The 25,801-nt window shown below is 49.5% G+C and carries 39 protein-coding genes and 2 pseudogenes; 4 read left to right on the forward strand and 37 right to left on the reverse strand.

From position 1 onward, the window contains the following. Positions 1–61: 61 nt before the first annotated feature. The 3 genes from CWC46_RS14165 to CWC46_RS14175 form a co-directional block, all read right to left on the reverse strand. Positions 62–832 (reverse strand): phage antirepressor KilAC domain-containing protein, encoded by a 771-nt coding sequence (locus CWC46_RS14165; protein WP_021015904.1) that lies wholly within the window; start codon positions 830–832, stop codon positions 62–64. Positions 833–898: 66 nt separating this feature from the next. Beyond that, positions 899–1,708: a phage antirepressor N-terminal domain-containing protein gene (locus CWC46_RS14170; protein WP_037381732.1), complete on the reverse strand. Its 810-nt coding sequence runs from the start codon at positions 1,706–1,708 to the stop codon at positions 899–901. Positions 1,709–1,775: 67 nt separating this feature from the next. After that, positions 1,776–1,955: an Arc family DNA-binding protein gene (locus CWC46_RS14175; RefSeq protein ID WP_021015902.1), complete on the reverse strand. Its 180-nt coding sequence runs from the start codon at positions 1,953–1,955 to the stop codon at positions 1,776–1,778. A 54-nt stretch (positions 1,956–2,009) separates the two neighbouring features. Between CWC46_RS14175 and CWC46_RS14180 the strand changes: the two genes are divergently transcribed. After that, positions 2,010–2,477 carry an Arc family DNA-binding protein gene (locus tag CWC46_RS14180; protein WP_201797185.1) on the forward strand — a complete coding sequence of 156 codons (468 nt, stop codon included), beginning with the start codon at positions 2,010–2,012 and terminating at the stop codon, positions 2,475–2,477. Between the two features lie 187 nt (positions 2,478–2,664). Here CWC46_RS14180 and CWC46_RS14185 read toward each other — a convergent pair whose 3' ends face one another. The 16 genes from CWC46_RS14185 to CWC46_RS14255 all read right to left on the reverse strand — a co-directional run bounded on the left by CWC46_RS14185 (position 2,665) and on the right by CWC46_RS14255 (position 14,992). After that, entirely contained in the window at positions 2,665–3,066 is a 402-nt protein-coding gene (locus CWC46_RS14185; protein WP_021015900.1) for a hypothetical protein, read from the reverse strand. Between the two features lie 3 nt (positions 3,067–3,069). Further along, on the reverse strand, positions 3,070–3,474 hold the full coding sequence (locus tag CWC46_RS14190; RefSeq protein WP_021015899.1) for a hypothetical protein: 405 nt from the start codon (positions 3,472–3,474) through the stop codon (positions 3,070–3,072). A 6-nt stretch (positions 3,475–3,480) separates the two neighbouring features. Beyond that, positions 3,481–4,638 carry a DUF3383 family protein gene (locus CWC46_RS14195; RefSeq protein WP_021015898.1) on the reverse strand — a complete coding sequence of 386 codons (1,158 nt, stop codon included), beginning with the start codon at positions 4,636–4,638 and terminating at the stop codon, positions 3,481–3,483. Between the two features lie 7 nt (positions 4,639–4,645). Beyond that, complete coding sequence (locus tag CWC46_RS14200) at positions 4,646–5,170, reverse strand: phage neck terminator protein (RefSeq protein WP_021015897.1); 525 nt, start codon at positions 5,168–5,170, stop codon at positions 4,646–4,648. 1 nt (position 5,171) lies between these two features. After that, a complete protein-coding gene (locus tag CWC46_RS14205; RefSeq protein ID WP_021015896.1) occupies positions 5,172–5,591 on the reverse strand; it encodes a hypothetical protein in 420 nt (139 codons plus the stop codon). A gap of 2 nt (positions 5,592–5,593) precedes the next feature. Further along, positions 5,594–6,181: a hypothetical protein gene (locus tag CWC46_RS14210; RefSeq protein WP_021015895.1), complete on the reverse strand. Its 588-nt coding sequence runs from the start codon at positions 6,179–6,181 to the stop codon at positions 5,594–5,596. Further along, complete coding sequence (locus CWC46_RS14215; protein WP_021015894.1) at positions 6,178–6,588, reverse strand: DUF4054 domain-containing protein; 411 nt, start codon at positions 6,586–6,588, stop codon at positions 6,178–6,180. Before CWC46_RS14215 ends, CWC46_RS14210 begins: the two co-directional genes overlap by 4 nt. 41 nt (positions 6,589–6,629) lie before the next feature. Beyond that, a complete protein-coding gene (locus tag CWC46_RS14220; protein WP_037381725.1) occupies positions 6,630–7,007 on the reverse strand; it encodes a hypothetical protein in 378 nt (125 codons plus the stop codon). A gap of 2 nt (positions 7,008–7,009) precedes the next feature. Continuing rightward, positions 7,010–7,945, reverse strand: a complete 936-nt coding sequence (locus tag CWC46_RS14225) for a DUF2184 domain-containing protein (protein WP_021015892.1) — start codon at positions 7,943–7,945, stop codon at positions 7,010–7,012. 17 nt (positions 7,946–7,962) lie between these two features. Next, positions 7,963–8,469 carry a structural cement protein Gp24 gene (locus CWC46_RS14230; RefSeq protein ID WP_021015891.1) on the reverse strand — a complete coding sequence of 169 codons (507 nt, stop codon included), beginning with the start codon at positions 8,467–8,469 and terminating at the stop codon, positions 7,963–7,965. Then, positions 8,469–9,668 carry a DUF2213 domain-containing protein gene (locus CWC46_RS14235; protein WP_021015890.1) on the reverse strand — a complete coding sequence of 400 codons (1,200 nt, stop codon included), beginning with the start codon at positions 9,666–9,668 and terminating at the stop codon, positions 8,469–8,471. Before CWC46_RS14235 ends, CWC46_RS14230 begins: the two co-directional genes overlap by 1 nt. A gap of 11 nt (positions 9,669–9,679) precedes the next feature. Further along, positions 9,680–10,546, reverse strand: a complete 867-nt coding sequence (locus CWC46_RS14240) for a minor capsid protein (RefSeq protein ID WP_237160185.1) — start codon at positions 10,544–10,546, stop codon at positions 9,680–9,682. Further along, a complete protein-coding gene (locus tag CWC46_RS14245) occupies positions 10,479–11,870 on the reverse strand; it encodes a DUF1073 domain-containing protein (RefSeq protein ID WP_021015888.1) in 1,392 nt (463 codons plus the stop codon). Before CWC46_RS14245 ends, CWC46_RS14240 begins: the two co-directional genes overlap by 68 nt. Positions 11,871–11,872: 2 nt before the next feature. Beyond that, positions 11,873–13,513 carry a phage terminase large subunit gene (gene terL / locus CWC46_RS14250; RefSeq protein WP_021015887.1) on the reverse strand — a complete coding sequence of 547 codons (1,641 nt, stop codon included), beginning with the start codon at positions 13,511–13,513 and terminating at the stop codon, positions 11,873–11,875. Between the two features lie 94 nt (positions 13,514–13,607). Continuing rightward, on the reverse strand, positions 13,608–13,769 hold the full coding sequence (locus tag CWC46_RS22885; RefSeq protein ID WP_021015886.1) for a hypothetical protein: 162 nt from the start codon (positions 13,767–13,769) through the stop codon (positions 13,608–13,610). 206 nt (positions 13,770–13,975) lie between these two features. Further along, positions 13,976–14,992: a terminase small subunit gene (locus CWC46_RS14255; protein ID WP_021015885.1), complete on the reverse strand. Its 1,017-nt coding sequence runs from the start codon at positions 14,990–14,992 to the stop codon at positions 13,976–13,978. Between the two features lie 218 nt (positions 14,993–15,210). On the opposite strand from CWC46_RS14255, the gene CWC46_RS22890 reads away from it, so the two are divergent. Further along, positions 15,211–15,372: a hypothetical protein gene (locus tag CWC46_RS22890; protein ID WP_021015884.1), complete on the forward strand. Its 162-nt coding sequence runs from the start codon at positions 15,211–15,213 to the stop codon at positions 15,370–15,372. Next, positions 15,365–15,688, forward strand: a complete 324-nt coding sequence (locus tag CWC46_RS14260; RefSeq protein ID WP_021015883.1) for a hypothetical protein — start codon at positions 15,365–15,367, stop codon at positions 15,686–15,688. Before CWC46_RS22890 ends, CWC46_RS14260 begins: the two co-directional genes overlap by 8 nt. 107 nt (positions 15,689–15,795) lie before the next feature. On the opposite strand, the gene CWC46_RS14265 is transcribed toward CWC46_RS14260, so the two are convergent. Further along, positions 15,796–16,038 carry a hypothetical protein gene (locus tag CWC46_RS14265; RefSeq protein ID WP_021015882.1) on the reverse strand — a complete coding sequence of 81 codons (243 nt, stop codon included), beginning with the start codon at positions 16,036–16,038 and terminating at the stop codon, positions 15,796–15,798. 127 nt (positions 16,039–16,165) lie between these two features. Here CWC46_RS14265 and CWC46_RS14270 point away from each other — a divergent pair, with 127 nt between their 5' ends. Then, the gene (locus CWC46_RS14270) at positions 16,166–16,609 is read left to right on the forward strand and encodes a hypothetical protein (protein ID WP_021015881.1); all 444 of its coding nucleotides are present in this window, start codon (positions 16,166–16,168) and stop codon (positions 16,607–16,609) included. Between the two features lie 207 nt (positions 16,610–16,816). Here the strand turns inward: CWC46_RS14270 and CWC46_RS14275 are convergent, their stop codons facing one another. From CWC46_RS14275 to CWC46_RS14355, 17 genes and pseudogenes are all read right to left on the reverse strand, one after another. Continuing rightward, positions 16,817–17,365 carry a hypothetical protein gene (locus CWC46_RS14275; protein ID WP_021015880.1) on the reverse strand — a complete coding sequence of 183 codons (549 nt, stop codon included), beginning with the start codon at positions 17,363–17,365 and terminating at the stop codon, positions 16,817–16,819. A 152-nt stretch (positions 17,366–17,517) separates the two neighbouring features. Then, positions 17,518–17,724 carry a hypothetical protein gene (locus CWC46_RS14280; RefSeq protein WP_021015879.1) on the reverse strand — a complete coding sequence of 69 codons (207 nt, stop codon included), beginning with the start codon at positions 17,722–17,724 and terminating at the stop codon, positions 17,518–17,520. Next, a pseudogene (gene lysC / locus CWC46_RS23770) lies at positions 17,721–17,837 on the reverse strand (Rz1-like lysis system protein LysC); the annotation flags it as partial. The gene CWC46_RS14280 and the pseudogene lysC, both read right to left, overlap by 4 nt. Before the next feature lie 51 nt (positions 17,838–17,888). Next, positions 17,889–18,422 (reverse strand): hypothetical protein, encoded by a 534-nt coding sequence (locus CWC46_RS14290; RefSeq protein ID WP_021015878.1) that lies wholly within the window; start codon positions 18,420–18,422, stop codon positions 17,889–17,891. Beyond that, the gene (locus CWC46_RS14295) at positions 18,395–18,925 is read right to left on the reverse strand and encodes a lysozyme (RefSeq protein ID WP_021015877.1); all 531 of its coding nucleotides are present in this window, start codon (positions 18,923–18,925) and stop codon (positions 18,395–18,397) included. The genes CWC46_RS14290 and CWC46_RS14295 overlap by 28 nt, the downstream gene beginning before the upstream one ends. Positions 18,926–18,927: 2 nt before the next feature. After that, positions 18,928–19,167: a phage holin gene (locus CWC46_RS14300; RefSeq protein ID WP_021015876.1), complete on the reverse strand. Its 240-nt coding sequence runs from the start codon at positions 19,165–19,167 to the stop codon at positions 18,928–18,930. 176 nt (positions 19,168–19,343) lie between these two features. Beyond that, positions 19,344–19,751 carry a type II toxin-antitoxin system HicB family antitoxin gene (locus tag CWC46_RS14305; RefSeq protein ID WP_021015875.1) on the reverse strand — a complete coding sequence of 136 codons (408 nt, stop codon included), beginning with the start codon at positions 19,749–19,751 and terminating at the stop codon, positions 19,344–19,346. 48 nt (positions 19,752–19,799) lie between these two features. Beyond that, a complete protein-coding gene (locus CWC46_RS14310; RefSeq protein ID WP_023220365.1) occupies positions 19,800–19,976 on the reverse strand; it encodes a type II toxin-antitoxin system HicA family toxin in 177 nt (58 codons plus the stop codon). A 169-nt stretch (positions 19,977–20,145) separates the two neighbouring features. Continuing rightward, positions 20,146–20,721, reverse strand: a complete 576-nt coding sequence (locus CWC46_RS14315; RefSeq protein WP_021015874.1) for a DUF1133 family protein — start codon at positions 20,719–20,721, stop codon at positions 20,146–20,148. Continuing rightward, positions 20,718–21,077, reverse strand: a complete 360-nt coding sequence (locus CWC46_RS14320; RefSeq protein WP_021015873.1) for a RusA family crossover junction endodeoxyribonuclease — start codon at positions 21,075–21,077, stop codon at positions 20,718–20,720. The genes CWC46_RS14315 and CWC46_RS14320 overlap by 4 nt, the downstream gene beginning before the upstream one ends. Continuing rightward, on the reverse strand, positions 21,074–21,358 hold the full coding sequence (locus CWC46_RS14325) for a DUF1364 family protein (protein WP_021015872.1): 285 nt from the start codon (positions 21,356–21,358) through the stop codon (positions 21,074–21,076). The genes CWC46_RS14320 and CWC46_RS14325 overlap by 4 nt, the downstream gene beginning before the upstream one ends. Next, entirely contained in the window at positions 21,355–21,948 is a 594-nt protein-coding gene (locus CWC46_RS14330) for a DUF1367 family protein (RefSeq protein ID WP_021015871.1), read from the reverse strand. The genes CWC46_RS14325 and CWC46_RS14330 overlap by 4 nt, the downstream gene beginning before the upstream one ends. A gap of 41 nt (positions 21,949–21,989) precedes the next feature. Then, positions 21,990–22,238 carry a hypothetical protein gene (locus tag CWC46_RS14335; RefSeq protein WP_021015870.1) on the reverse strand — a complete coding sequence of 83 codons (249 nt, stop codon included), beginning with the start codon at positions 22,236–22,238 and terminating at the stop codon, positions 21,990–21,992. 97 nt (positions 22,239–22,335) lie between these two features. Further along, positions 22,336–24,075: a DNA cytosine methyltransferase gene (locus CWC46_RS14340; RefSeq protein ID WP_021015869.1), complete on the reverse strand. Its 1,740-nt coding sequence runs from the start codon at positions 24,073–24,075 to the stop codon at positions 22,336–22,338. A 281-nt stretch (positions 24,076–24,356) separates the two neighbouring features. Then, positions 24,357–24,830, reverse strand: a pseudogene (locus tag CWC46_RS23300) (class I SAM-dependent methyltransferase); the annotation flags it as partial. Then, entirely contained in the window at positions 24,823–25,512 is a 690-nt protein-coding gene (locus tag CWC46_RS14350; protein WP_021015867.1) for a hypothetical protein, read from the reverse strand. The pseudogene CWC46_RS23300 and the gene CWC46_RS14350, both read right to left, overlap by 8 nt. Then, entirely contained in the window at positions 25,509–25,793 is a 285-nt protein-coding gene (locus tag CWC46_RS14355; protein ID WP_021015866.1) for a MarR family transcriptional regulator, read from the reverse strand. Before CWC46_RS14355 ends, CWC46_RS14350 begins: the two co-directional genes overlap by 4 nt. Between the last annotated feature and the right edge of the window lie 8 nt (positions 25,794–25,801).

The following is a 25,801-nucleotide window of genomic DNA, read 5'->3' on the forward strand; positions in this document are numbered from 1 at the left end:
CATCAGAGCAAGGGAAAGCAGGAAACCCGCAATTAAGCGGGTTGGACTTATGAATTAGTCGTTACGCGGCCACGCCGCTTACGCCAAGCATTTTCGAGATCTTAGCGATTCCCTTAGCGGTTACGAGCACCTGCTCAACAATCTTCTCGCTACCATCCGAACGGGAAACGGTCGTTACTTTATGTTCCAGGTAGCCGGACTGGATCTTATCCTGATACCCCAGCCACGCTTTCCCGCCAGCGCGTCGGTAAATCCAGTGGTTTTCTGACAAGGTTTTGAACAGAAACTTCGGTTGAACCTGTAAGTGCTTCGCGGCGTCAGTGATGCACATGCTGCCATCGGACTTAGTGGCTATACGGTCAAATGCCTCTACGTCTGGACGCATTTCATCGACCTGATGCTCAAGGTCAAGAACCTTTTCGGTATAGACAAGTAACAGGCCACGCATCGTCGCTGGATCGCTCAGCGCTTTCATCGGGTCAGCCACTGGAGCTAACTTCCCAGAGCGGTAATCAATGAACGTCTGGTTTACCTGTAATCGGAACGCTGGAGAAATCCAGCCGGCATATTCAACAGCCAGTAGTTCGTGGGCGAAAGTGCCGCCGTTCCTGCCTTCTTTCGTAACTACCGAGATCTGGGTAGTTTGAGTTTCGAGCTCAGCAATCAGTTGCTTCGTACCATCGAGAACCAACCAATAACTCGGCCCGTTCTTTTTCTCCGCACCACTCGCTTTATGTAAAGCGTTCAGGTTAAACCGCCCTTCTGCATCCGTGGTAATGTCCACGCCAGCGATGACAGGAAGGGATTTGTTTGTTACAGTTGATTTAGTCATATGACCTCATTTGCTACGGGTTTTGACGATGCCAGCAGTTCGCACCTGCTGGCGTTTTTATTTGCACTACTGCAAATTCTTTATTGCCCCAGTTATTTTTTCGAACACCTCCTCTTTGTGCATGACAATCCAGCCCTCGCGCCGTGCCAGTTCAGCAAATGTGTTCCAGCTCGCCACCAGCTCATCGGGCGCGATGGGAAGTGAGCCTGTCACAGAGCCGTTGGCGTCGAGGTACAGCAGAACACGGCGGGAACCCACGGGCGTCACGGCGGTTTTCGTTTCCTGTTGCCCGCGCTGGATATATTCACCCTCCAGTGCGTCGAGGTAATCAATGGCCTCATTAATTTGGTCTGGCTGTAACTGGTTGATGGTGGTGATTTCATAACGCTTGTGAACCAGCTTCCAGATATCGCCGTAGATATTACCCATGCCAGTGGCAATTAATCGTTCTACGGTCTGGCGCAGCGGGGTTAGCTGTTTGGCGGTGGATTGGCGGGCTTTCCGAGGGTTAGTCACCTGCCCTTTTGTCCAGTATTCGTATAGAACGTCGTCGCATTCATTCTGATAATGGATAACGCGATCGCGGATCTCGGCTTTAACTTTATTCGGGCTGATAGTGTTCAGCCATGCGGCCAGTTTACGTAGAGCCAAGCAAATCATCTTTTGAATGCCGCCAGTAGTGGGTATAGAGATTTCCTCTATACCTTTGGAAAATCGTTGTTTCAGCTTCGTATACTGCCCCATCCAATCCATTCCCATGCCTTCAACGATAGGTTTCATTGGTGTGTATGGTTCGCCGCAATAATTAACGACATAAAGATCTGTTCCGTAAAACGGTACATTGATGGCGCATGGTGCTGTTGCTATACTGTTCATGTTGGTTTTCCCGCAAAGGTTGGCTGACAAACAGAAGCCCTGACTATCACAAGTAGTCGGGGCTTTCTCATTTTTGGCTCGCATTAGCACGCTGCCCTTTGATGCGATTCATTCTTTCCGTAAGAAGCTTCACCAATTCCCCATTCAGTGAACGAGCATTAAATTCAGCCTCAGACTCAAAAAACTCCCTCACATCAGCAGGCATACGCAATGGATACGGTGTCGTTCTAGCTACTTTATGACTCATATGGACTCACTATTTTATTCATCTAATTAATGAAACCACACAAGAATGGATCACATGGACTCACTTGTCAAGCAAGCCATAGCTGATAGACTTTCTTTAGATGAGTCTTATGGAGTCATATTGATGTCAAGAATAACGCCATACCCTTTACGGATGCCCGCCGAAATGAGGGAGCGGTTAGAAGCTGAAGCGAAAGAATCTGGCAGAAGCCTTCAGCAAGAGGTAATGAAACGATTAGAAGTGTCCATGGCTCTTGATGAGATAACAGGGGTTGCTGTGGAATACCTGCCAACCTTAGTTGAAGACCTTCAGTCTGGGATAGAACAAGTCAAGATGCTGAAATCGGAGAATAATGAACTAAGCAAGAAGCTAAAAAATCTACAATCAGAGGTATCAGCTTCGTTCTCTATATCAGGCACGGAACGTTCAAACTTGGCTTTAATGAAGCTAAAGAAGGCATACGCTCACATCTCATCAGGGTTGGATGAAATAAAGAATCTCATACCCGAAGACAATAAATAGCCCAGTTAACCGGGCTACCCTTTCGCACTATCTCTGGCCTTTTCCACGCTATCGATCGCAGCCTCAATGACAGCGTGCATGGCTTGCACGTCATCAATCGTGTATGTGCCGTCGAGCATATCAGCCCATCTCGCCAACGGCGGGCAGACATCACCCGCCCCCACACACGGACGCCAGAGGAACCAGTCTACGCCGCTGCCGTCTCGCTCGTCGCTGCTGCTACGCTTGCGCCGTTTTCGCTCCCTGCGCTGAGCCGCCAGAAAGGGCCTACATTCTCCCGCAGTAACAAGCCGACCAGCAGTAGGTAGTTATGCACTGAATCCTGAAACAGATTCTCCGCCACCGGCACACCGTCGCCATCACGAACGATATTACCGTTTTTGATGCACAGTTCTTTCAGACGATTGAGCGCTAGCGTATCAGCACTGGCAAGAGACACAACCAGCCCCATATCAGACGAGCCCTCGCCCAGCGCCGGAAGAATGCCGTTTCTAGTGACAATCTGTAGCATTTCGAGCTGCTCTTTTGCTGATGCTGTGGCACCGCTATATATCACGCCGTCGATTTCAACTTCAATTTTACGTCCCATCGGTTAGGTTTCCTCACTGTCTGCAAATTCAAAAATAAACTGTTCGTCAGATATGCTGGTTTTACCGCCGCGCGTCACTGAACCACGGTTGATCATCACGCCATCGAATCCGGCGAAATATTCATTGGTGCCGCTCTGATAAAATGTGAATGTCGCATCTACACCCGTTTTCTCCACGGCCAGCAACTGACGTACCTGGTCTGAGCCTGGCATTAGATTGATGGTGACTCGTTTGGCCCGGGTCTGGTTATCCAGTCGAACAGATGAGCCACCAATGCCGCGTTTTAACGTTGCTCGTGGTTCAAGATCTTCAATCGTAATCGGCGGGTCAGTATCACCAAACTCATCAATAGGGATACCAAAAATCGTGAGGTTAGCGCCGTCAGCGCCGTATTGATGCATTGTCATTGGGTATTACTCCACGTAGACGTTGATTTCAGCGACGTGACCAGCGCGGGAAAGAATAACGAGTATCTTGGTTGCCGGATATTCACGTGCTCGGCGCTGGGCAGTAGTCAGATTGAGAACATCTTCCGGTTTTGCCTGAACGACGAAGCCATAAGTCGCCGTTTTTTCTTCCCCGGTTTCAGCGTCCGTGTAAATTCCCTCACCGAGCACACCGTTGTCATAGAATCGCTTACACGTAGCCGACACAGCAGAAAGCAGCCCTGCATAATCACGCGGCGTCAGGGCACGTTTTGAACCGGCATTGACGATGTAGTTGTAACCGTCCACCTGGATATGATTTTTCAGCACATCCAAGTTAATTACGTCATCCATAAATTCGTCATACGACGACATGGATTTGGTATTGATGGCCCGGCAACTGTCCGTTTCTCCCGCCAGCTCGATTTCAGTGAAAAAAGCGGTATTTTTCGATTTCAGGGCAATGTAAGCACTGGTCGCCAAATCGTCACCAGTAATACCAGTCAGCACCTGATATTCCGCAGTGATAGCCGAATTTTTAGACATGGGTTTGAACTTGTTGAAGGTGGCCGCAAGTTGGACCATCGTATAAGCCTGTGAAGCGTCGGTTTCGATGGCGCTTGCCAGTCGGTAGCCCATGAAGATATGGCGATTGCCCTTCGCTGACATTACCGCTGCAATATCAGTGGTAGACGAAGAGTTGGTGGCACCAGCTTCACTGGTCGTCACCCATATTGGATGCGCAGAGGTATCCGACCAATCGCCCAACAGAAGCAGATTTGCCGACGTCAGGTCGCTATTTTTAAAAAAGTAGTGATAGCGCCAGGCGGTGTCTTCCGCTTTATTTACAGTCACAAGGATGGTGGCATCATCAGGATCCTTCATCCACACCGTAATGGTTTTTGGTTTCGGGATCTGCGTAAAATACCGGGTGGCAATCAAGTAAATATCACTAGTGGTGGCAAGGTCTTCGGCAATTTCAGTAGGTGAACTGTAATCCCGATACGTATCAGCATCGAATGTTACACCGTTCGCAAGATCGCTTTGGTCAGCAAAGACGAACGCCGTAGAAAAATCACCGTACCCCAGCCCGGCAGAGGTCAAATAAAGATTGACCGGAATAATATTATCAACGGAATAAGACATAATCCCCTCAGTTTATTTCGGTTTGAATGAGACTGAACCCCGCCGCACGCAGCACAGCGTACGTTACGGTTTGTTCAATGAATAAGTGGATGTCAGCCTGCCAGCGCGGCTGGATGCCCGCCTGTAATATTCCGGTAAGGTTTCGGCATGTGCTGACGTGTCGCCAGGCTATTTCGTTGCGGTAAAGGAATTCACTGACGGGTTGGCGGAAATTGGCATTTTGCAACCGCATGATGGCCGTGTCTCCGCCCTCGTTAATGATGTTCACGGAGAGCATGAATTCCATCGATGTGACGACGGTTTCGCTTAAGTCCTGCCACTGCCCCAGTTCGGAATCGACGTCCTCCGTTGCCGAAATTAATTCACGCTGCGTCTTTGACCAGCCATAGGCGCGTACCGGGATCGGTTTATAGGTGGCATACAAGCCAGTCGGGGCGTCACGCCCTTGGTCAGCGAGAATGACGGTTTGAACGCCCGACGCTAAGGAGACCAGTTGTTGTAATACGTCGTGCAGTTCGTCAATAGTCTCCATATCAGCCGGCACCTCTGTAACGCTCAACCACGGCACGGCAGAAATTACGCCACGGCCGGTTATCACACGACATCACCCTCCACTGCCGCACCGTCTGCCCGTCACTGAATTCCAGCAGGTCAGAGAATTTGCCGTTGTCGTCCGGATAGAGATAGGTCATGCCATCGTTGATATGAACCACACGCACATCCTGCGGGTTAGCCGTGCCGCCCATGCCCATTAGTATCTGTATGTCTTTCCATTTGGCGGTCTGTACGTTAATGCGATCCAGTTTGATGGGATCATTCTGTTGCTGTTCCCATTTACCACCGGGTCCGGTATAACCGCCAGCACCGGCGCGAATCAACCAAACGCCACCAGGTATAGGGGAATTAAACGTTGAGTCGATATGTCCATGCATATCCAGACCGTTACCGAACATCGTTAATCCTCCACAACGTGCGTGATAGCGCCTTTCAGAGTGCCATGGTTGACCAGAGGCTTAGCCGAGCCTTTCTGACTGATTGTCGATGGTGCATTCGCTGGTTGAATCCCATGCTCAATGGCTTCCTTGCAGTAGCCAGCAGCCTTCGCCCCGATTTGATCCAGCATTTGAAAGGCGGTGATTTCTCCGCGTGTCACAGCGCCAGTAAGTGAACGAAAGGCTTTTTTGATGTTGTCCTGATTCTGACGTAGCGGGACGCGCAGAAAAGAACGCTCGGGAATGTTAATGGTGTGCGGGCCTGTAACACCCAGTTGCATGAGCCCCGCGCCATTTTTCATGAACCTTACTTTGCCAGCTACCGCATCTTTCTCGTTGCGGTAGCCGTAACTTGTGCCGCCTGGGTGTTGAATGGTGCCGCCGAACTCATTCACAGCGCCAATAACAACCAATGGCGTACCATCATCGCTATTGCCAGAGCCAGCAGGCAATCCCACCAGCACCTGTTTTTTAGCCATGACACGATCCTGAATCTGCTTGAGCTTATGCGCGATTTTATTACCGCCACGCACCTCCGCATTGAATTTCATATCATCAGTCCCCCGGTACCCGCGCGACGACGCAGGCGCATAAACTCTACGCCATACGTTGTTAGCGGCAGATCGCCATTAATCGTCAGGTCATCCATGGTCACAGATGGCACAGCAAACGATGTGGATTCATCCCCCACAGATTTACCTGAAATGGCGTAGGCTGCACCAACATCACCCGTAGCTGAACGTTGGCGCATAATGATACGGTGAGCGGCAAACGCGAACATGCCACGCTTTTTGATGCTCACCACCCGACCGTCCAGGTAAACGCCCCAGCGCTTACCGGTTTCTGCATCACCCTCTTCCAGAGCAATAATTACCGCCGAATTCGACCACGTAGTTTCGTTGCCAAATTCGGGGTAATAGTCTCGGAAATCAGTGACTATCTGCGCTGTGATTTCCATTGTTACCCCTGAAATAAAAAACCCCATCACAGTGACGGGGTTTATTCGGTTTCGGTGGCATCCGTGCTGACGCTGCTTTCACCAGAGTCAGAACCTGAACTATCGACAGCTTCCTGTTTCGCCGCCAACGCCTCATTAATGGCTTTCTGTAACGTGGCGGCTTTCGCTGCTGACGGCGATTTTTTGCCGATCAATAACTCATACTGCTCACGCAGCGTGGTAATATCGGTCTCGATGGCATCCGTGCTGACGCGTTCTGTTTCCACTTCAATCACGGAAATCCAGCCCCGCTTAGCGAACAAGTGATCAGTAAAATCACCTTCCAGCTTGAATATCAGGCCCGGAGCAATGGTATGCCGTTTTCCTTTGGCATCCGTTACTACGACCGGGGCGCTACTCTTGTTCGTTACTTTCTGCATAATTACACCCCATCGACATAGTGAGCCGCCTTCGGGATACGCCACTCGGTACCACCTGTGCGCAAGATTGCGGGAACCTTGAAGTTCACATTATCTGCCGTCGCCGGAGCGAGAAAACGGAGAGGCATTACGTCATGCCCTTTCACTACGCGGATTTCTTTCTTGTACACCGCTATGCGATCCGTTCCACCCGTTCCTACACCTTTCAGCAGAATGTCGTCATCGAACGTCATGTCCTTAAAGTTCATTCGCAGGAATTCCAGCAATGTAACGTTTGACGCGTTCTGCGAGGACAGCAGCGTACGCATCAATAACTGAAACTGTTCAGGCGGCAATACGAATGCGCTGGGACGATGAACGGTCAGCGTATTATCCAGGTAAACCTGGTTATAGGCCGCACCGAAGAAATCGAGGATCGGCTGCGTACCATTCGTCGGAATAGCCGCGACTAGAGCAGCCAGCTTAGATGTGGCCACTTCGAGCGACACGTTAGAACTGGTATAAAGACCCTCGCCGATATCGTCATGACCCAGCATGTAGATTTTATTCAGCCCCTGCTCTACCACATCACGAACAGCTTGGCCGCGCTCGGCATCCAGATTGACGTTGTTCATCATGGCAAAGCCGATTTCTTCCAGCGTGTAGGTGTAACCCAGCGCCGCAGTTTTGATTTCGTGGAATCCCTGGTTCATCGCGATATCCACCGTCGGAACATCGGTAGAGTTAGGACCAAAAACCTGTAACTCGCCGCGAGCATCAATCGAACGAAAAGCGACCACTTTCACCCAGTCTGGTGCGCTATTATCAAGCGGTAGCAGCGAGCTGTATTTATACTGCGGATATTCCAGTCGATAAATTTCCGACTCGATATATGCAGCCTGCTGAACCAAAAATGACAACGCGGATACCGGGCTGACATCAAAAACACTTCGTTTCATGAATTTTTTCCTTTCTCTTATGCGTTCAGGATGCCATCAACGCGGATCTCGCCAATCTCACCAGCTACCACGTCATCAACCCATTTAACCTGATTGAGAACCAGCAGACCGTCCCCTGTTCCAGTGGTTAATCGCCCCTGATTTTCACCAGCAACCAGGTTTACACTGACCGTATCGCCTGCACTAGCACCATCAATGCACAGCGCAAACATACCGCCGCGCCGCAGGATCGATGCCGTATGATCAACGTCATATCCAGTACTATAATCAGGAGGGTTAACGGGCACGCTGTTACTGAACTCTGCCATCGAACGCACAGAAAACCCGATAATGTCGTTAGCGGTCGTAGTGGTGGAAACCGGTGCGCACGATCGGGCTGCTTCGCCCCGAACAACTGCGCGTCCAAACTGAATCAGTGCGGTTTTCACGCGTCGAGACACAACCTCAACCACATCAATCGTAGAAATTTGCCCTTCGTACGCCTTACCTCGATAAAGTGTAAAATCACTCTGAGCAATAGCCATTATTTAGCCTCCTGTGTACCGTAGCGTTTATCCAGCCATGCCTGACGAACGCTGTCGCGTGTTGTCTGCGCGTCGCCAGTTTTGGCGCGTCTCATGTCTTTACTAAAACCACGTAGTGAGTCATTGGACGATTTATCAGGATCGCTTTTGTCTGGGTCTTCTTCTTCCTCGCTTTCCCGGCGCTCTTCTTCCGCATCAAAATAAGCGGTTACGTATGCATCGGGGGCTTTATCCCAGGATTCGTACTTGCGGCATTTAATGCCTGCTGAATCCAGTGCAGTGCGTTTGATTTTCAGCGGGTCGAGTGAATCACAGGAGAATTTTTCACCTGCGATTTTCACAGCGGAATCACGAACAGAAACCACCTCGGCTATCAACCGTGAAATCGAGTCTTCGGACGTTTTCTCCTTCAGCTTTTCGATCTCTTCGTCTTTCGCGTCAGCCTTGGCTTTTTCCTTTTCCAGTTCCTCTTCCGTTTGGTCTTTCGCCTCCTCGGCCTTTTCTTTCTCTTCCTCGGCATCCTTGACGCGCTGGCGCAGGCTGTCGATTGTCGATTGGATCAGCGTATGTGCGTTTTCGTCGGCCACTTCGACCTTTACGCCGCTGTCCAGCGTCACTTTTGGCATGGGTTTTACTCCCTTTGGTTTGTTGTCGAACAGACGTGCCTTGTGTCCGGCGCGAGCCTGGTCACACAACGCAATGTGATTAATGGTGATGTCGCGCTGGACATATTCGTATGCGGTACCGTCCGGCGCGATACCCGGCGTGTTGTCATATTCAGAGGTGTAACCGGCGGATAGCTCCACCTTGCCTTTGCCGATTTCATCAATGGCCTGCTGGTCTTTGATTAGCAAATCGACAACGACATAGCCCTCATCATCTGTGCGTCCGGGCGATGTTGCATGTCCGGCAGTCACCTCCTTAAACGTGGTTGAATTCACCAGGTCGTCAGGGTGATCGATGGTGACGTCCATATTGTCGTAACTCGCCAGACTATCCGGTTTAAACACCTCCTCCGGCGGTCTGTAGACATTAACGATTTGACCGGGTGGCCTGTCACTCAATCCCAACTCAGATGCCAGATACTGCTGGATACCGACGCGAGCAACCCGCCCGGGGACTTTTAAATAGCCCTCAGGAGTGATTTCGCGTTGAGACGGGATAGGATAGGACACGCGGTCACGAACAGTGATCCGCATAGTTTTTCCTGTTAGTAGTCGAGCCCTTTAATTTGGGGGATAGCGTGGCAGCGGCAACCGATGTGACATCTGCCGGGGAATAAGCCTGTCTGGCCGTTATATCTGGCTCCACGCGACCAAAGATAGACGCCGTCTCCATACCCGGCATTAGTGCGAGCAATCACAAAACATTTGATTTTCGCCAATGGGTATTTGCCCGCCGGATTACCAGAAACGCGCACATCCTGTGATGTTGACCAGCGAAAGCGATCAATACCGGCGTTCTGCTGTCTCGCACTGGTGATATCAGCCTGAATTCTTGCTGTCTGGTCACGGGCTATCAGATGAGCGCGGTTATAGGTTGCTCCAGTAACATGCTGGAGATTACGAACAATCGTAGTAAGAGAGTCGCCGCGCAGGATGCCGTCAAACACCTGCCTTTGAATGTCTTCAAAATAATCCGACGATAGCGATTTAATCAGCGCTACATTGCTCTCTATTGACGCATCGACATAATCAACAAGGTTGTTGTTGACCATTAACGCGGTCATATCGATACCGATGGCCCGATTGATTTGCTCGACGAACGCTTCTGTACTCGCTGACTCAGCACGACTGACAACGCGTTGAGAAAGCCGCTCGGTTTGCCGCCGAAACGTCATACTCATAAATCGCTCTGACGCCTGCCGTATGGCCTCTTTCAAAATATCAGTGAGATAACTGTCTGCCGTGTAATTCCGGCGCAACACCGGAACCAACGCCTCATCTACCGCCTGCGCCATTTGCTGAATGATTTCGCGCAACTGTGCCCGATAAAAGCGTTCAGCATCATCATTCGGTTGGATTGGCCGGATCGATGCCCGGCGGCGTATTGGCGTTTTCGCCAGCAGCGTTTGCAAGTTCTCCAAACCTGAACTGATAATCACCTTCTCGTTCGGCCTTTTCGTCAGACTCGATGTTGGTAATATCAGACTCGTCGATACCATAAACACCTTGCTCCATCAGTTTACGCGCCACCTGAGACGGCCTGACAACGCGTTGCTGTAGTCGGATATCATCCGCCTGCGCATCAGCCAGCCGCTGTGCCGACAGTTCAGAGTCTGTCGGTTGTGCCAGTGGCGCAAACTCGAAATCGAGACCATCAGGCATCGTACCCAGCGTTGAACGAATTAACACCTCGTCAATAGGCTTCAGAAACGGTCGATACTGCGATTCCTGTCCCCCCCGAATGGTGTTGTAGTAGTTATTCATATCGCCCTGGCCACTGTCGCCCACCCCTTTTGATTGAACACCAAACAATCGCGTCATTGGAATACCGGCGGCACCCGAGGTCCACTCCATCAATGCATTGAGTATTTCACCGAGTCCACCGAACGATAACTGCTTGCGGTCTAACTCCTCGTCTTTATCCAGCAATGCCAATCGGTATAGCGATTTCATCATGCCAAAAATGTTGTAGCGCTTCGCTATAGCGTCATCCATATCGCCGGATGATAAGTCGTTAGCTAAGTTAGCTCTGTTGATAACATCGATGTTCGCCTCTTGTATCAGGGCTGCTATACCGCCCTTGGCTGACACGGCATCTTTGATATCCTCCAGGCAGCGACGTAGCCGGCTATCATCCCATCCGGCATTAATCATTCTCAACCGCATGGGTAGCGGTGCGCCGGGGGCTTTAACGAAATGGCTGTAATGAATTCGCTGGGTACCGCCATTCACAACGTAGTAATCCGGCAGCATATAATTCTCTGCCATCGGATCGGTCACATTGAACGCCTGCCCGTTAATGAACATTCGATCCAGAACCAGAAGGCGCTTTAACGATCCTTTTTGTATTTTTTTTAGCTCCAGCGGCTTATCAAATGACTGATCGGTAATCATCAATATGCCAGCACCGCCGTACACCCCCGCCCACTTGAATGCTTCCTGCGTTACCGATTGGACGTTGTACTGCTTTTCGGCTTCACGAATTGCTGTAGCATCATCTGATGCGAACTCGCGCCACTCCCGGGTAGCGTCGTCAACCGGGAAATCAATAATTGCGCGAGCGATCCAGTTTTCGACGTAAGCCGCTTCCAGCTCGCTGAAATCCTGCATCATGCCAAACTGGAAACGGTTGAACATGCGGCGGTCACGATCAGTGCCCATGCCCGTCATCACGTTAGCGAGCCCGTCGCTAGTCACCCTGATTCGGGGTTTAGAACCGTATTTGTTATCGGTCATCGTTAAACCCATCCCCACCCGGCACCCGCGCCGGAAATTAATTCAATATCAATCGCATCCATGAACGTATCCAGGATGTCATCATTTTTGTGACTATCGTCAGCTGAGAAGTCGGCGCATTCGGCCAGCGCAGGCATAACCCAGTCGGTTTTTGCTGCTACCGTGCCGTCTTCGTAATAAACCTGATCAATACGCTGTCCGTCGTCCGTCATTAGCGCAGGGATGAACACCTTCCCGATTTTCATTTGGGGAACAGTGTTGAGGCAGCGGATCAGTTTGTTCTGTCCCGCGCCGCGAGGAATTTCCAGCACAGGAATACTCTTGCGTTTTTTCAGTGTGGTGATGAGTCCCTGTCCGGCTTGTTTGTCCTCGATCCCCATATGCCGCAGTGGCGCGGGTTTCTTGCGGTTAAATGGCTTCCACTTTTCCCACAGCTCGATGGCTTTTTTCAGCAGGTCTTCCGGGTCCCACTTTCCACGAACGCTATCGATGAGATAGAGATTGCCGTCAACGCCCATGCCCACCAGCGAAAACACAGTGTAATCGTTGAAGTCTTCTACCTTGCCAGAGTTGGTATCAACATAGACGGCGCGATGCGTCAATTGAGGGAGGTGCGAATAACGTTTAAACCAGTCGGTATCAATCAGCCCACCAGTCAGCGCGCGCGGCCGCTGCATGTACTGAGACATGAACGTGTATTCGTCACGCTCCCACAGCCGCATCAAATCGCCGACGTATTCGTTTACGGGCCAATACGACCAATAACGAACGCCACCGACAACAACACTTTCAGTATCCTTGACCGCAAACCAGCACAGCGAACGCCATGGCTCAGGCAGCGAATCGATGTATTCCTCGTTGACCAGCGCCGGAATAGTAACGTGATGGAAATCCATCCCCATGCCGCCCGCGAGCATGAATCCTGTCGCATCGTCTGTGTGTAGTCGTTGCTGGATACTGACGAACGGCGTCGGATGGTCTTTCGATTTATCGCCACGTCGTGAACGAATGGTGTTTACCAGCAGGCGATTTGCATTCTCTCGCTTGGTGCCGGAAAACATATCCTCCGGTTTGTTGTAGTCGTCGAGACAGACAAACCCGGAAAAGTCAGCGCCTGGGTACCCGGCACGACCACCGGTAATTTGCCCGCCACTGGAGCGTGAAACTGTCTGGCCTACAGTGCGCCCGCGACCATTCACCACCTCCCATTCTTCCGCCTGGTTCACACCAAATCGGCACGGCCATAGGGATTGATATTCAGGGCTGGCGATAATGTCACGGGTGCGTCTGCTGTTACGCTTAACCAGCGTGTCGGCGAATGATATGTTGAGATTACGAAATCGCCGAAGCCGTTCTGTTTGCACCAGCATGTTGATGTATGCCGGAAGATGAACAGAAACAAACTCCGTTTTTGTCCCGCCTGGCGGAACGTTGATAATCAAATTACGCGGTTGAAGCTTGTTGGCTAGCAAGTCGTCAATTTTCGACGCCATCATGCGGTGATGCCAGTTCACCAATAGGCGATCGCCCTGAAGCATTTCGAACCACAAGCGCGTGAAGTTTAAAAATGATTTTTCAGACTTGGATTTCAGAGCTACCCGTGCTGGGAAATCCAGATTTTCCCATTCGAGTAGTTCGCTCATGTTCCAGTCCTATTTTTCATCGAACTTAAGGGCTTAACCATCATGACTACTTCATGTCAGACACGAAAAAGCCCGCAAAAGCGGGCTTCATAAGTTAAAACACCCCACGACGTTGCAGCTCCTGGATAATTTCATCATTAGCAACCATAATCCGCTCGATATCATAGTAATAGGACAGCCCACTGCTGTTTATCTCGTCAATCAACCTGCGGTTATTACAAAGCGTTTTTATAAGAAAATCTGTAGTTCGGTGCATATAGCATCCTCCGTAAATAGTTAGTTATGAGCACCATGCTCACTTCTATTTATCAATCGGAGAGATATTAAAGTCATAATTCATTTAGCAAAAAGTGCTATTTTCAAGATTAATTCACCCTGTCGGCCATTCAACGCACCAGCGAAACCATACTCAACATAAAAACAGATCAAATTAGGTAAAAACCACACTATCCCTAGACTTAATCAGTCCAGATCGCGGAGTTTATTTTCTAACGCGGACTGCGCTTTCGCGTAGTCCTCTGGCGTGTAATTCACCTGGTTAATCGGCCCACCATTGGCACCGGTTAACTCGGTCCGATTTTTCAGCATACCCAGATGTTGAGCGACCATTTTCAGAGCGTCGTCCTGATTGCGGGTAATCATCTCTAGCCCGAACTTGCCTTCTTTGATACCGGCATATAACCGGCGGGCCGGGCCGCGCAAATCCCGCGTGTCGTGGAAATATGACCGGCTAACGCCCTCACCATTGCAACGTGGGCAATCAGGGTTCGGGTCGAGTTGAGCATCAAAGCCGTAGCCACCGTTATCCAGCGGTTCGCGTTTTTTACTCTCAACTGCGTTTAACCTGGCTTCTTCAAACTCTACCGCGTCCCGCCATTGGTACTGATGACCGAAGCCCCAGCAGTGACGGCAGCATAAGTGGCGCAGTTCGGCGAGTTGGTTCGCGTCGGCGGTCGCTATCTCCCACCACATTCTCAACACCTCATCTTGTGTGATTTGGGTGCGGCGTTCTCTCGCCTCCAGAGCGTCGCGAATGGCCTTATTAACCGATACATTCCGATACAAGCGTCGTGCTGCTGCCGCTGCTGTTTCGCCTTCACTTTTATACCCCGCCCGCTTATATGCGGCCGTTTTATCCATGTCGGTCAGGTACTCATTCACGAAACGAGCCTGCATGTCGTTCAGCCCGTAGTCATCGGGGGTTAGCGTCCATTCGTCATCCGTACTTTCAATTTCTGGGCGAACTGAATCAATTTGAGGAATTGATTTTGGGAGTTTAGTTCGCAGGTTCGCGTTTTTATTCGCACTCGTTTTCTGCGAACTTGACTTGCGAACTTTTTCAGGTTTCTCCCAGTCTTCTTTTTTCGCCATCTTTCTGATGGCTGTATCGCTTACACCGTACTGCTCCGCGATCGCCCGTATCGAAAGCTGACCGACAGCGTAATTGCGCTTGATCGACTCCCAATCCGGCTTTGCCATATTCTTTACCTTCATCTAATTCTGTAGGAATAAACTTCACCTTAAGAGTCAAAACAACAAAAATGCAGCATCGAATCAGTTACACTCATCTATTTACCATTCTTCTAAAAGTTAAAGTGGCTAAAGATCTGGGGAAAAATACCGATAACATTTGACTAAGAGGATCACGACTAATAGTTAGGTGATCCTCCTATTTCAAAAAACCAAGGAGGTAATGAGTGCTTAGCATTTTATCAAAAATGTTCTCCCTTTTTATGAGATTTTGGGATGGACTAAGTGACGAGAAAAAGGAAAAAATTATCGATATCGTGGTGGATGGTTTTGAACAAATCTTTCGACGCTTTTTTCAAGAAAACAAAGACGAGGCGAACAATGGTTAAGCTCAAAGATATAATTAACAAAGCAAGCAAAGCATCTACTTCTCTAATCAAATCTAGCCCTATAAAAACCAGCTTAAGCGCAGTAATTACTCAAAGAATAGATACAGAATTAGTCACAAGTTCTTTGTTTTCAGGCAGCGATTCAAGCAAACGGGAAAAGTTTGCAGAACAAGCTGCTCAAATTGTCACAGAAGAAAAATTTCTTGATGAACTGGAAGAAAGCATTGGAAAACCTCATCAAAATGAAAGCGAAAACGCTTTTGTCAATCGCGCGAAAAGACGCATGCGAGAGATGTTAAGAGCCAAGCTCAAGTAATTTGTCTCCAGATATTTGCCATTACCATGGATCTACCCATGGTAATGGCAATAAAAAGTCACCAGCGAAAGACAATATCTTAGGTATTTTTCCCTTTGGGAAATGTTTTAAACTGGCGTTGGTCGATATCGCATGATGGCTTCCGCTACATCCTGCATTAATGGCTCTCGATCCACATATCCAACCAAGTACATCTCGCCATCATCAGAAATGTATTCCTTAATGATGAACTCGATGGCCCTTAAATGTGGATCCTGGGGATGAGGAATATATTGATGCCTAATTGCTCCCTGCTCGACCTGCCGCACTTCGCCATCCCAACCTTCACCAAATAGCATAATGTCATGCATCGCTTGATCTCTGTTGAAAAACACATCGAAACATTATCACAGGCACTCAGTGAATAGGGATGGGAATGGGGATAAATTTTGTTTAATATTCAGAAATTATGCAAAGTTGCATTTCTGGACAAACGATATGACAAACGAGAAAAAATTAAGTGCCAAAAATGCTGGTGACGCCGCTGAGTTTTACGTGGCATACATGCTTTCAAGGCTTGGAATAAGTGCAGCCCTGACAACTAGTGGAACAAGTGCTGTTGATATCGTCGCCACAATTGATGGTTCAAAAAGCATTAGTATCCAAGTTAAGGGCTCATGGGCAAGAAGCCAGCCTCGCCAATGGATGATTGGGACACACATGCCCAGTGTGTCGCCAGATCTGTTTTACATATTTTGCAATATGCCAGGCGAATTCAAAGAACGTATTTCCCCTGAAATTTTCGTTGTACCAAGCGCTGACGTATTTGAAACTGCAACATGGCGCCACAAAGCCCCATTATTCAAAATTACTCCGGCCACAGAAGATAGCTATAAGAATAACTGGGATGCACTACTTACCGCGCTAATACACTTGGGGTAATGAAAAATACAGGTTGAAAGATTCCCCATTTTCCCCACCGAATATATTCACAATCGTTCGAGCACTTTCATCGGCAACGATGACATACTTTCCATGGTGATGATAAAAGCTAGCTATTACGGCTAATTTTGATTTTTTGAGCCTGCCTATAATTTGCTTATCTTCATTATCAGGAAAAACATATCAAAAACAGGCAATTACACAAATTCATCTGCAGGCTTCTATTTTTATCGATTTTATTGTGTCTTTATCAACTTTAAATTTAAACACTTTTCCCGTACCTGTTTTCACATTGAAGCAGAGTTTTGAAATTTCCCGGCCATGCTTTTCTACGTTTTCAATAAAAGTAGACGCCAAACAATTTTCATTGAATTCCAGGTAATATGATGCTGAATCTCCTACCCCTAATTTTCGTGGGAATGGATCGGAGTTAGTAGGGTTAAATATCTGAACAATGGTAAATTTAGTGCCGCAAGACCAGTGTATACTTTTCAAAAATATGGGAATATCGCCAATGTTAGCTACACTTATAACTATTCCTACCGATGTGCCGTGCGGCATCCGATCCTTTGAATAGTAAGAGATCGACGCTGTAATCAACGCCTTTGGTTTTCTGCTTGCCAAGTATAAGGACGTCAAAACCGCCATGAACGTTGCCACCCCAGTAAAACCGGTTGCAACCATTATCCAATAAGTCCATTTTGCGGTTTCTTCTGCTGCCAGCATACTTTCGTAACTGATGATATCAGTGTCCATTTATCCTCCCATTTTAAGTGGAACACATTGTATAACAAAGCATTATAAAGCACTCGACTTACAATGCTTGGCTTATAGGTATTTCTTGGCAAGTTCTTTCAGTTCGTCTTTCGTCGCTTGTCCCAATTGATCAACTTCGCTCTCAACGAAGATCAGCGCGCGTCAAAGTCTGAGACTCCTACCTTGGCTTCATCGACATTCGCTACTGCGGCTGGTTGAGCAACTGTTGCTACTCGTTCGGCGGCTGCTTGTGAGTCTACTAATGATTCTGACATGCTTTCTACCTCTGGTGTTTTTGTTTCGGCTAGTGCCGGTTTAAAATAAATGCTTTTCAGCCATGCAAGAAAGCGCTTAATCATTTCTGTCTGGCCTCTTCGATTTGTTTAATTCCGTTGATCTGGCTATTACAGTTCTGCAGGTCTGTAAGTAGCAATTCGTTCCATTGCACAGATGCCCCATACGTAAGTGGGTCACTTGGCGGCGGCGATGGCTTTTAGCCATAATTTGAATTCGGAGAGAAAGGTCATTTATGCCTCTTAGTTTCAATCTGCCGTATGCTTGCGCGGTCATTATTGACCTTGTCGATAATAGTCAGCAACGGGTCAATCCAGTAGACGGCTTGCCCATACGTCAATCGGCAGGCGGTGGCAGCGGAATCAGCACTGGCTGTGTCAGTTCTGCTGGCAGTGGCGTACATTGCGTTGGCACGTAAACGGTGCGTGTAGTCGAGCAACCGCTGAGCCACATCATCAGGCACACACTGACGACTAGCCGGATCGCGTTTGATGATCGTGCGGTATACAATCTGTTTCTCATCTGATTGAGCCTTGATGTTGATGGCGTAATGATTGGCCTGCTGTGCAATTTCGTTATAGCGCTGAAACTCCAACGCCTGACCTGCAATAATCACCTGCTGGCTCGCGCTGATATCATCAGATTGTTGTTTGATGCGTTCGGCAATGTCAGCATCCCATCGCAAACCCTGAACGTACCAACCGATAGCTATACCGACCATCAATGCAACTATCGTTACTTTCCAGCCTGGGAGGATAGACATAACGCACGCTCCTTATCCCGACGAACCACCAGCCCCGGCAATTTTTTATTGCCGCCGTATACCCAACGCGGGAACTGCTCACACGCCGCATGAATATTTCCGGCCCGGAATAACTGGAACATCGTTGATTTTTGCATCATCGGGCAACCGGCATTAAAAGCGATACTTGAGGCAGCGCTGAACGCACCATCTGGCAACTTTTTTCCGTTTGCGTATCTGTCAACGCAGCGTTCAGCGTCGAGAATGTTTTTCTGCCAGTCTGCAGCGATTTGCGCGTCTGTTTTACGGGTTCCATCTACCACGCCGTGAGTGTTTCCGATTCCATCAGTGAGAATGCCAGCTGGACAGACATACGGATCACGACGACAGGATTCAGCATTGCCGATCAACTCTAACCCACGTTCATTTGTACGAACCTGTCCGTTAGAAACCACGATGGCAATTATTGTCATTACGGAACACACTACACCAACGGCACCACCCGCTTTCTTAACGTTAGTCATGATTAATCTCCGCGAATAATCGTCTTTCCTAACGAGGCAGCGGCCTCTATTGCTCGGGTCTGTCTGCGTTGAAAATAAACATTTGTGAAATACGTCGCGATAGCCACTACGATCCCGATAATGACCGCCGCCTGGCTCCAGTCGATGTGGTGAAACCAATCGAAAAATTTTCCTAACGCGATTAGCAGGCCGGATGACGAATACGCCCCAGCCGTCGTTATTTTCTCAGGCATTTTAATCATGCTCCGGCCTCCTCGATGTTCCCGAGGGTAGTGATGTAGTAATAGGGATCTGCCCGTTGCCGTAGGCGCTTCGTAATTTAGAATTGATCGTCAGATTTAGCAGGGGCAGAAAAAGGAAAGGCCCACCGAAGTGAGCCTTGGAACTAACTTAACACATAGTGATTTAGGTTAACGCATTAAGCGGCGACTAGCTCCAGGCGTTTACCTAGTGCTGATATCGCCTTTTGAATGGTGTCTATTTTCGTTGAGTGATGCAGATCGAACAACCGTGTTACTTCCTGCTTTTTAATGCCCATACGCGACGCCAGCTCAACCTGAGTTAAGCCGGAATCTACAAAAGCATTTAGCATGATGACTTTCGCGGCCACGCTGGACGGAACCTCAACATAATCACCGGTGATTTCTCCCGGTAATGGCACGCGCTGATTGTCCTCGAAGTAAAACTCAAAGGATGTAACCAATGCACCAAGCGCCATCGCTAATGCTTCCTCTTTCGTATTCCCCTGAGTTAATGCTTCGGGGACGTCAGGGAAGCTCACCACATATCCGCCAGTGTCTGGCTCTAAATTTACAGGATATCGCATATCGTTATGATGAATCTCCGCGAGTACCAGCCCCGAAGGGCTGGTTTGTTATTTAAGACCTAACTGCTTGAGTATGGCCTTTCTTAGCGGTTCTTTTATCTCAGCGCCGGGATGTCTTGGCATTACGCTTCGATTTCCGTTATATCTCAGTTTCAAATGGTTAGTACCGTTTGAAACTTCGACTCCCTGAGATTCAAGCCACCGCCTGAACTCGCTTTGCTTCACCACTCCTCCATTTTGTTGAACATGTAATTATAGTAATCATTTACGCTTACCAAGTCAACATTTTTGCTTACTCATATGAAGTAAATTTCCGAATAAAAAACCCGCACTGATGGCGGGTTTCTGAAATTCTGTCGCTTACGATGTACAGCTTCGCGAAGCATATCAAAATTTAACCAGCTATTGGTTCAACTTTCAAGTAAAATCTTTCGCTATTTGTTTCGAATGCATCGCACATTGGCTTGTATAACATTGATTCAGCCATCCCGAGCCACATATCGACGCGGCGTCGGCAAGTCATTACGCTTAGCTCGGGGTATACATCATTCAGTTCTCTTGCCATTCCACGCAGACTCATTTTTTCCTGATACCGATGCTCCAGAACATGCAGCAATCCTTGATTGTTTTTCATTATGCGAGCGATAACCCTATCCATCAGTAAACCCTCATCATCCGTACAAAATACAAGACTGCTGTGCCGACTCTGCTGGAGCATGTCATTTACCCAAGACTCAAGTTCTATCGATGAGCATCCTCGTTTGCGCAGTACCTTTAACGCCTTACTGAGATCGTTCTGGGTGATAACATACTTGCTAAGCAGTTTTTTGAACATATCGCTGGCCGCGGGGTTCATGTTGATGGCAGACCACCGCCCCCACATGCGCAACTTCCCCTGGATCCACACACTCTCCAATGTCCGGAGGCGAACCAGTTCACCCGCTTTACCTGTTTCGGATGGATAAATCATTGTGCCGCCTCCTCTATTATAATCAGCCCCTTCTGGCCCCAGATTTTCGATACCCTGCCATCCCATACCCGGCTGTCGTCGTCGAAGATTGCATCCAGCAACGCTTTTTCCAGATTGTCTTTGTCGGGCTTCTGCTGGTGCGGTTTGCCGTTCATTTCATCACGCCGCTTCTTGCTCCAGCTCGCGGGCATCGGCAGCACAAACGTGACATGCCAGCCGGACTCTGACAGCGTGATTTTGTTCAGCCGAACCTCATCACAGAATGCGCGGTACCGAAGTACCGGCAGGCGTTTTTGCCATTTGTCGCGTTGCGTTTGCCGTGGTTTACCAATAGGCGTGATGTCGTAGGTTTTCATTTCGGCACCACCAGACCCTGGCGGGCGATTTGAATGATAGTCAGAACGATGGCGCGGTCCATCAGTTGACGACGCTCATCGCGGGAGAGATTTTTACCGTTGTCGATCTCGTTATGACAATGAACGCAGATCGCCGCCGTGGCGCAGTCGTCGGTCTTCATGCCAATACCTTTTGACTCGTTCCGATGTGCCACTTGCGTTCCCCACGTCCCGCACAGAACGCACTGCTGAATAGTGCCGACTGCCGCCAGCCATTTTTTATTGCGATAAATGGTTTTCATGCCGCATACCCCAATAGTTGCATTGCGGTATCTTCTGCAGCCTGATGCGTAGGAAATGTGCGGCGGAGAATGAAATTCCAGAGCACATCAAGGGTGGATTTATACAGGTCGTTGAATTCCAAATCGTCCATTTTAGCGAACGACACGGAACGGGCTTCTTTGTGGATACTGCCATCTGGCATGATGAAAGCATCATAGTGACCAGCCTCAACAGTCACCCAGCGGCGGAAGGCATCAAAAGATTTAGCAGCAGAAATATTGACGACACGTTGCTGTGACACTTCATCGAAATAGGCGTCAGCAACAGTATTCAGGGCATCTTCTACACCAATTTGACCAGCAAGGAAGCGGACGTAACCGCGAACGAACTCTCGTTCAGGTTGTGAAATGGTACCGCCGACCGGTTCCCAGTAATCAAAACCGAGGCCCAGCAGGGAGAAGTATTTGCGATGAAAGGCCGGATTACGCGCCTTTTTGAAGTCAGCAGAAATAACCGAACCAATTTTCAGTCGATTCAGGTAATCGCGTGTATCTGGTGCAGATGGGATGAGTATTCCACCAGCGGATTTTATAAGTGATAGTTGCGCCATGGTGTTCTCCATCGGCGCAGCAGGTCATAGGTTGTTCAGGCCTATGAGGGAATGTTACCAGAGGTGCTGGTAATTCGGTAGCCTGCTTTCTCCAGCATTTGCATAAACAACGAGGGCGTACCCACTATTTCATCATGCTGCAGAGGCATAAACGAAACCATATCTCCACTCCTATACATTAGCGCCCGATCACAATCCGGGAAATCCATGAACTTCGCTACAACAACCTGATCACGGCACCTAACCACCGCATAGCCAGTGGCTGGCAATTGTTCCTGTTCTTCGGCCACTCCAACTCCCTTTTTGAATAACTGTACAAATATACAGTAATAATTATTAACCTTAGCTAACACAATTGCAACGAAAAAGGAGTTGTTGTGGACTTGATCACGCAGCTACCTCCTGCCGTGCCACGCACATTTCCGGCAGATTGGCGCGAACAAGCGCCTCTGCGAACGGCGGCGGTACAGCATTGCCGCACCGCGCTACCTGCTTGTCTTTGGCGTATTTGGTTCCGCGATAATCTTGATCGATGATGTACCAGCTCGGGAAACCCTGAGCTGCGTAAAGCTCGTGCGGTTGCAGCATGCGCATGCCGATATCAACGATCTGATAGTCGATTCCCTCTACAGTCACCAGTCCGAACCGGTCATGGCTGACGACTGTATGCATAGGGTCATTGATATCGACGCCCTCTTTCTCGTTGCCGTAGTATTTCAGCAAGAATGCGCGCACTTCTCCAATGTGCAGGCCCCCGGCCGTAACTGTCGGCATCGGTTCAGTGACTGGCTGACCGTCTTTGCATGTGCCGCGCAACTTGACCAGGTGCGACGAAACCAATGCATGATGATCTGTTGTCGTCACTGTATGGGCGGGCTCATCCATCGCTGCGCCAGGCCCCGTATAGTTTCCGCCGTAATGTTTCGCCAGAAACGCGGATACCAGCTGCGATTTTCCTCCGCCACCGGCGGTAATTGTGCCGTTTGGCTCATCAGCACTGTGACCAATACTGTTCCCGAACTGACGAGCAATAACAGGAGCTATCACACACGCGTGATTCGTATTGCACAACGTATGCATGGGCTGTTCAACGCTGCGCGGCTTTGCTGAATATTTCGGACCGCCAGCGCCAGCAATAAACGGTTGTACCAGCGCATAGCCGTGCGTTTTAGTGATCGTCTGCAACGGCTCTCCCAGCGACTGACCACGAAAACAATCGTATTTCGTCCGGTTACTGGTGTGGTTGCACTTGACGATAAACGGCGTCGGGTTATTGATAACAAAACGTTCCACCCCACGCGCTATACGGCGCAACGTGTTTTCAGCCAGCGGCTTTTTGCGCTCGAAAATCGACGGGCAAGGAATCGACCAGTCGATACATTCAGCTGCTGTGCGCCACGGCACCAGCTTCCCACTTTGCACGTCCAGTGATTTCGGATCCCCGTGGCTCGCAGCAGGCCATTCAACTGGCTGGCCGTCACAACGCATCACCATGAAGAACCGGCGCCGCCTGGTCGGCGCGCCGAAGTCGCAGGCGCGTAACTCTTTGTGGTCAACAACGTAGCCCAGACCGGCGACCAGGCGGCAAACGTCGTCGCTGTTAACATCGATGTTCAGCACTTCGCAACACTCAGCAATTGCCGGATGATCCGCTGCAATGCCGGTGGTCAGCATGCCGATGAAAGCAGCAAAGGTTTTACCAGCGCGCGCCGGATCCGGATGCTCTGTGCCATCTTCGGTGGCCAGCAGTGGCCCCCACGTTTTAAACTCCTCGACGTTCTCCAGCATCATGACGCGTGGCCGCACGGCCAGCGCCCAACGCAGCACAATCCAGGCAAGTCCACGGATAGCCTTTTCAACAGGCTTCGCGCCTTTGGCCTTTGAGAAATGACGGCAATCAGGGCTGAACCATGCTAGGCCCACCGGGCGGCCAGAAGTTGCCGCCATGGGATTAATATCAAACACGCTTTCGCAGTAGTGCAAGGTGTCAGGGTGATTCGTCGTGTGCATGGCAACGGCGTTTTCGTCGTGGTTGATGGCGATATCAACGCTACGGCCAATCGCCAGCTCAATGCCGGTACTGGCTCCGCCGCCGCCCGCAAAATTATCAACAATGATTTCACTCACGAGTAATTCTCCATGGCATTGACCAGTGATTTGGTCGCTTTGACGATGTCCGGTACCGACATTTTTTCCAGCCACATACGATTAATGTGATGATGTAACCGACGCTGATGATGCGCCGGAATTTCCCCAGCGCGTTCAACCTGCGAGTAGACCATTTCAACTTCTGCAGGCCATACCGTTTCCGGCACATCCACCAGCATCATCGATTCCAACTCGATAATACGTCTGGTGGCGTATTGCAGGAGTGGATCGGTATCCTCCGCCACCGCTGGCAACACGCCGTCTTTCAGAAAACAGATCCAGTGTGTATTCGAGCGTTTGCCGGATTTATGCCCTATTACAGGCTTATGCTCCGTCAGAGTCAGAATCAGGCTTACAGGAATATGCGTTTCGTTCCATTTGAAAATAAGCGTACCTCTAGGCCGCAGCACCCGAAATGCCTCACGAAAACCAGCACGCAAATCATCTCGCCATGTTTCTTTGTTCAGCGCTCCATACTTGGCGCGCATGTAGCTGTCGTCACCAGCACGAGCAAGATGCGGCGGATCGAATACTACCAGGCTAAAATTTTCATCGGCGAACGGCAGGCTGCGAAAATCAGCGATCACATCAGGTGAAATCTCCAACGTCCGTCCATCACACAATGTATGCGTTTCCTGACGGATATCGCTGAAAACGGCACGCTGATCGCTCTTATCGAACCAGAACGCGCGGCCACCGCAGCACATATCAAGAATTGGTGATACATCAGTCATGCATCACCGTCCTTACGTTCAGTGCGTCTGTGTAGCGTACCCAGCACGCAGCCGCGCCATCTTCTGTATCGAATATACTCACTAGTATCCAGCCTGTGCCGTTCGGCGGTGTTGGGTTCCATGCCGAAACCGTGTCGCTGTTGTAAACGCATTCTTCACAAAAATCGAAAGACATAAACGTGTAGTCGTGCTCCATACCACGTTCAGCGTGCCAATTACGCACCTCTTCTGCCGTAGCCCCTTCTTCAAACGGCGGGTTGTATGCGGGGTGATACCAAAATCCACTCTCATCGCGCTCAGGGAGCGCAGGCCTAATGCGGGGATCATTCACGGACTGCGGGTCTACGGCGTCATTGCAGGCTTTTTCGATTAATGGAATGACCTCTGGCGTGGCACCATCCAATAATTTTCTCAATTCCGATCGTTCAGAGCGTAACGAAAGAATCTCCGCATTCATCCGAGTGTATTCCGTCACAACAACAGCCTGTACAGACTGGTCTGGTGGAATATCCAGCGCATGACGAATACATTCCACCTCACGTGACATACTGGATTCGGTAGACAAAAGCCGTTCAAGTCGATTGGCAATGGAAGCCAAAAACTGCCCTTTTAGTGATTGATCATTCGTGGCCATTGAGCGAATAACCTCAATCATCACCGCTGTAGACATTTCAGGTTTCATGCCCGTACCTCCGCCAATAGCTGATTAAATTGTTCCTGCCGGGGGTGTACGCCAAATTTCGGTACTTCAGCATATCCGTCGAACGTCGGATAATGCAGGTGACGACCATTAGCACCGGTGCCATTTACACAGACAATCCCTTCATCTTTCAATTCGCGGATTTCCTGGCTTACTACGGAGACACTCAAGTTTAATCGGCGAGCTATTTCTCCAATAGTCGACCCCTCGCTGGTCTTGATATAGCGAGCAACACGCTGTTTAGTCGTTAATTTTTTGGTCATTGGTCAAA

It is taken from the genome of Prodigiosinella confusarubida, from assembly GCF_002847015.1.
Lineage (GTDB): Bacteria > Pseudomonadota > Gammaproteobacteria > Enterobacterales > Enterobacteriaceae > Prodigiosinella > Prodigiosinella aquatilis.

Coding starts and splice junctions, on each gene's coding strand:
- CWC46_RS14330 (WP_021015871.1), bottom strand. CDS start 21,948: ATGGCGCAACTATCACTTATAAAATCCGCTGGTGGAATACTCATCCCA.
- CWC46_RS14275 (WP_021015880.1), bottom strand. CDS start 17,365: ATGGACACTGATATCATCAGTTACGAAAGTATGCTGGCAGCAGAAGAA.
- CWC46_RS14305 (WP_021015875.1), bottom strand. CDS start 19,751: ATGCGATATCCTGTAAATTTAGAGCCAGACACTGGCGGATATGTGGTG.
- CWC46_RS14355 (WP_021015866.1), bottom strand. CDS start 25,793: ATGACCAAAAAATTAACGACTAAACAGCGTGTTGCTCGCTATATCAAG.
- CWC46_RS14220 (WP_037381725.1), bottom strand. CDS start 7,007: ATGCAGAAAGTAACGAACAAGAGTAGCGCCCCGGTCGTAGTAACGGAT.
- CWC46_RS14185 (WP_021015900.1), bottom strand. CDS start 3,066: ATGGGACGTAAAATTGAAGTTGAAATCGACGGCGTGATATATAGCGGT.
- CWC46_RS14245 (WP_021015888.1), bottom strand. CDS start 11,870: ATGACCGATAACAAATACGGTTCTAAACCCCGAATCAGGGTGACTAGC.
- CWC46_RS14280 (WP_021015879.1), bottom strand. CDS start 17,724: ATGATTAAGCGCTTTCTTGCATGGCTGAAAAGCATTTATTTTAAACCG.
- CWC46_RS14190 (WP_021015899.1), bottom strand. CDS start 3,474: ATGACAATGCATCAATACGGCGCTGACGGCGCTAACCTCACGATTTTT.
- CWC46_RS14215 (WP_021015894.1), bottom strand. CDS start 6,588: ATGGAAATCACAGCGCAGATAGTCACTGATTTCCGAGACTATTACCCC.
- CWC46_RS14295 (WP_021015877.1), bottom strand. CDS start 18,925: ATGACTAACGTTAAGAAAGCGGGTGGTGCCGTTGGTGTAGTGTGTTCC.
- CWC46_RS14230 (WP_021015891.1), bottom strand. CDS start 8,469: ATGGCTATTGCTCAGAGTGATTTTACACTTTATCGAGGTAAGGCGTAC.
- CWC46_RS14200 (WP_021015897.1), bottom strand. CDS start 5,170: ATGGAGACTATTGACGAACTGCACGACGTATTACAACAACTGGTCTCC.
- CWC46_RS14205 (WP_021015896.1), bottom strand. CDS start 5,591: ATGTTCGGTAACGGTCTGGATATGCATGGACATATCGACTCAACGTTT.
- CWC46_RS14325 (WP_021015872.1), bottom strand. CDS start 21,358: ATGAAAACCATTTATCGCAATAAAAAATGGCTGGCGGCAGTCGGCACT.
- CWC46_RS14300 (WP_021015876.1), bottom strand. CDS start 19,167: ATGATTAAAATGCCTGAGAAAATAACGACGGCTGGGGCGTATTCGTCA.
- terL (WP_021015887.1), bottom strand. CDS start 13,513: ATGAGCGAACTACTCGAATGGGAAAATCTGGATTTCCCAGCACGGGTA.
- CWC46_RS14210 (WP_021015895.1), bottom strand. CDS start 6,181: ATGAAATTCAATGCGGAGGTGCGTGGCGGTAATAAAATCGCGCATAAG.
- CWC46_RS14265 (WP_021015882.1), bottom strand. CDS start 16,038: ATGCATGACATTATGCTATTTGGTGAAGGTTGGGATGGCGAAGTGCGG.
- CWC46_RS14320 (WP_021015873.1), bottom strand. CDS start 21,077: ATGAAAACCTACGACATCACGCCTATTGGTAAACCACGGCAAACGCAA.
- CWC46_RS14270 (WP_021015881.1), top strand. CDS start 16,166: ATGACAAACGAGAAAAAATTAAGTGCCAAAAATGCTGGTGACGCCGCT.
- CWC46_RS14165 (WP_021015904.1), bottom strand. CDS start 832: ATGACTAAATCAACTGTAACAAACAAATCCCTTCCTGTCATCGCTGGC.
- CWC46_RS14195 (WP_021015898.1), bottom strand. CDS start 4,638: ATGTCTTATTCCGTTGATAATATTATTCCGGTCAATCTTTATTTGACC.
- CWC46_RS14225 (WP_021015892.1), bottom strand. CDS start 7,945: ATGAAACGAAGTGTTTTTGATGTCAGCCCGGTATCCGCGTTGTCATTT.
- CWC46_RS14290 (WP_021015878.1), bottom strand. CDS start 18,422: ATGTCTATCCTCCCAGGCTGGAAAGTAACGATAGTTGCATTGATGGTC.
- CWC46_RS14180 (WP_201797185.1), top strand. CDS start 2,010: ATGGACTCACTTGTCAAGCAAGCCATAGCTGATAGACTTTCTTTAGAT.
- CWC46_RS14260 (WP_021015883.1), top strand. CDS start 15,365: ATGGTTAAGCTCAAAGATATAATTAACAAAGCAAGCAAAGCATCTACT.
- CWC46_RS14255 (WP_021015885.1), bottom strand. CDS start 14,992: ATGGCAAAGCCGGATTGGGAGTCGATCAAGCGCAATTACGCTGTCGGT.
- CWC46_RS14350 (WP_021015867.1), bottom strand. CDS start 25,512: ATGAAACCTGAAATGTCTACAGCGGTGATGATTGAGGTTATTCGCTCA.
- CWC46_RS14175 (WP_021015902.1), bottom strand. CDS start 1,955: ATGAGTCATAAAGTAGCTAGAACGACACCGTATCCATTGCGTATGCCT.
- CWC46_RS22885 (WP_021015886.1), bottom strand. CDS start 13,769: ATGCACCGAACTACAGATTTTCTTATAAAAACGCTTTGTAATAACCGC.
- CWC46_RS14315 (WP_021015874.1), bottom strand. CDS start 20,721: ATGATTTATCCATCCGAAACAGGTAAAGCGGGTGAACTGGTTCGCCTC.
- CWC46_RS14170 (WP_037381732.1), bottom strand. CDS start 1,708: ATGAACAGTATAGCAACAGCACCATGCGCCATCAATGTACCGTTTTAC.
- CWC46_RS14235 (WP_021015890.1), bottom strand. CDS start 9,668: ATGCGGATCACTGTTCGTGACCGCGTGTCCTATCCTATCCCGTCTCAA.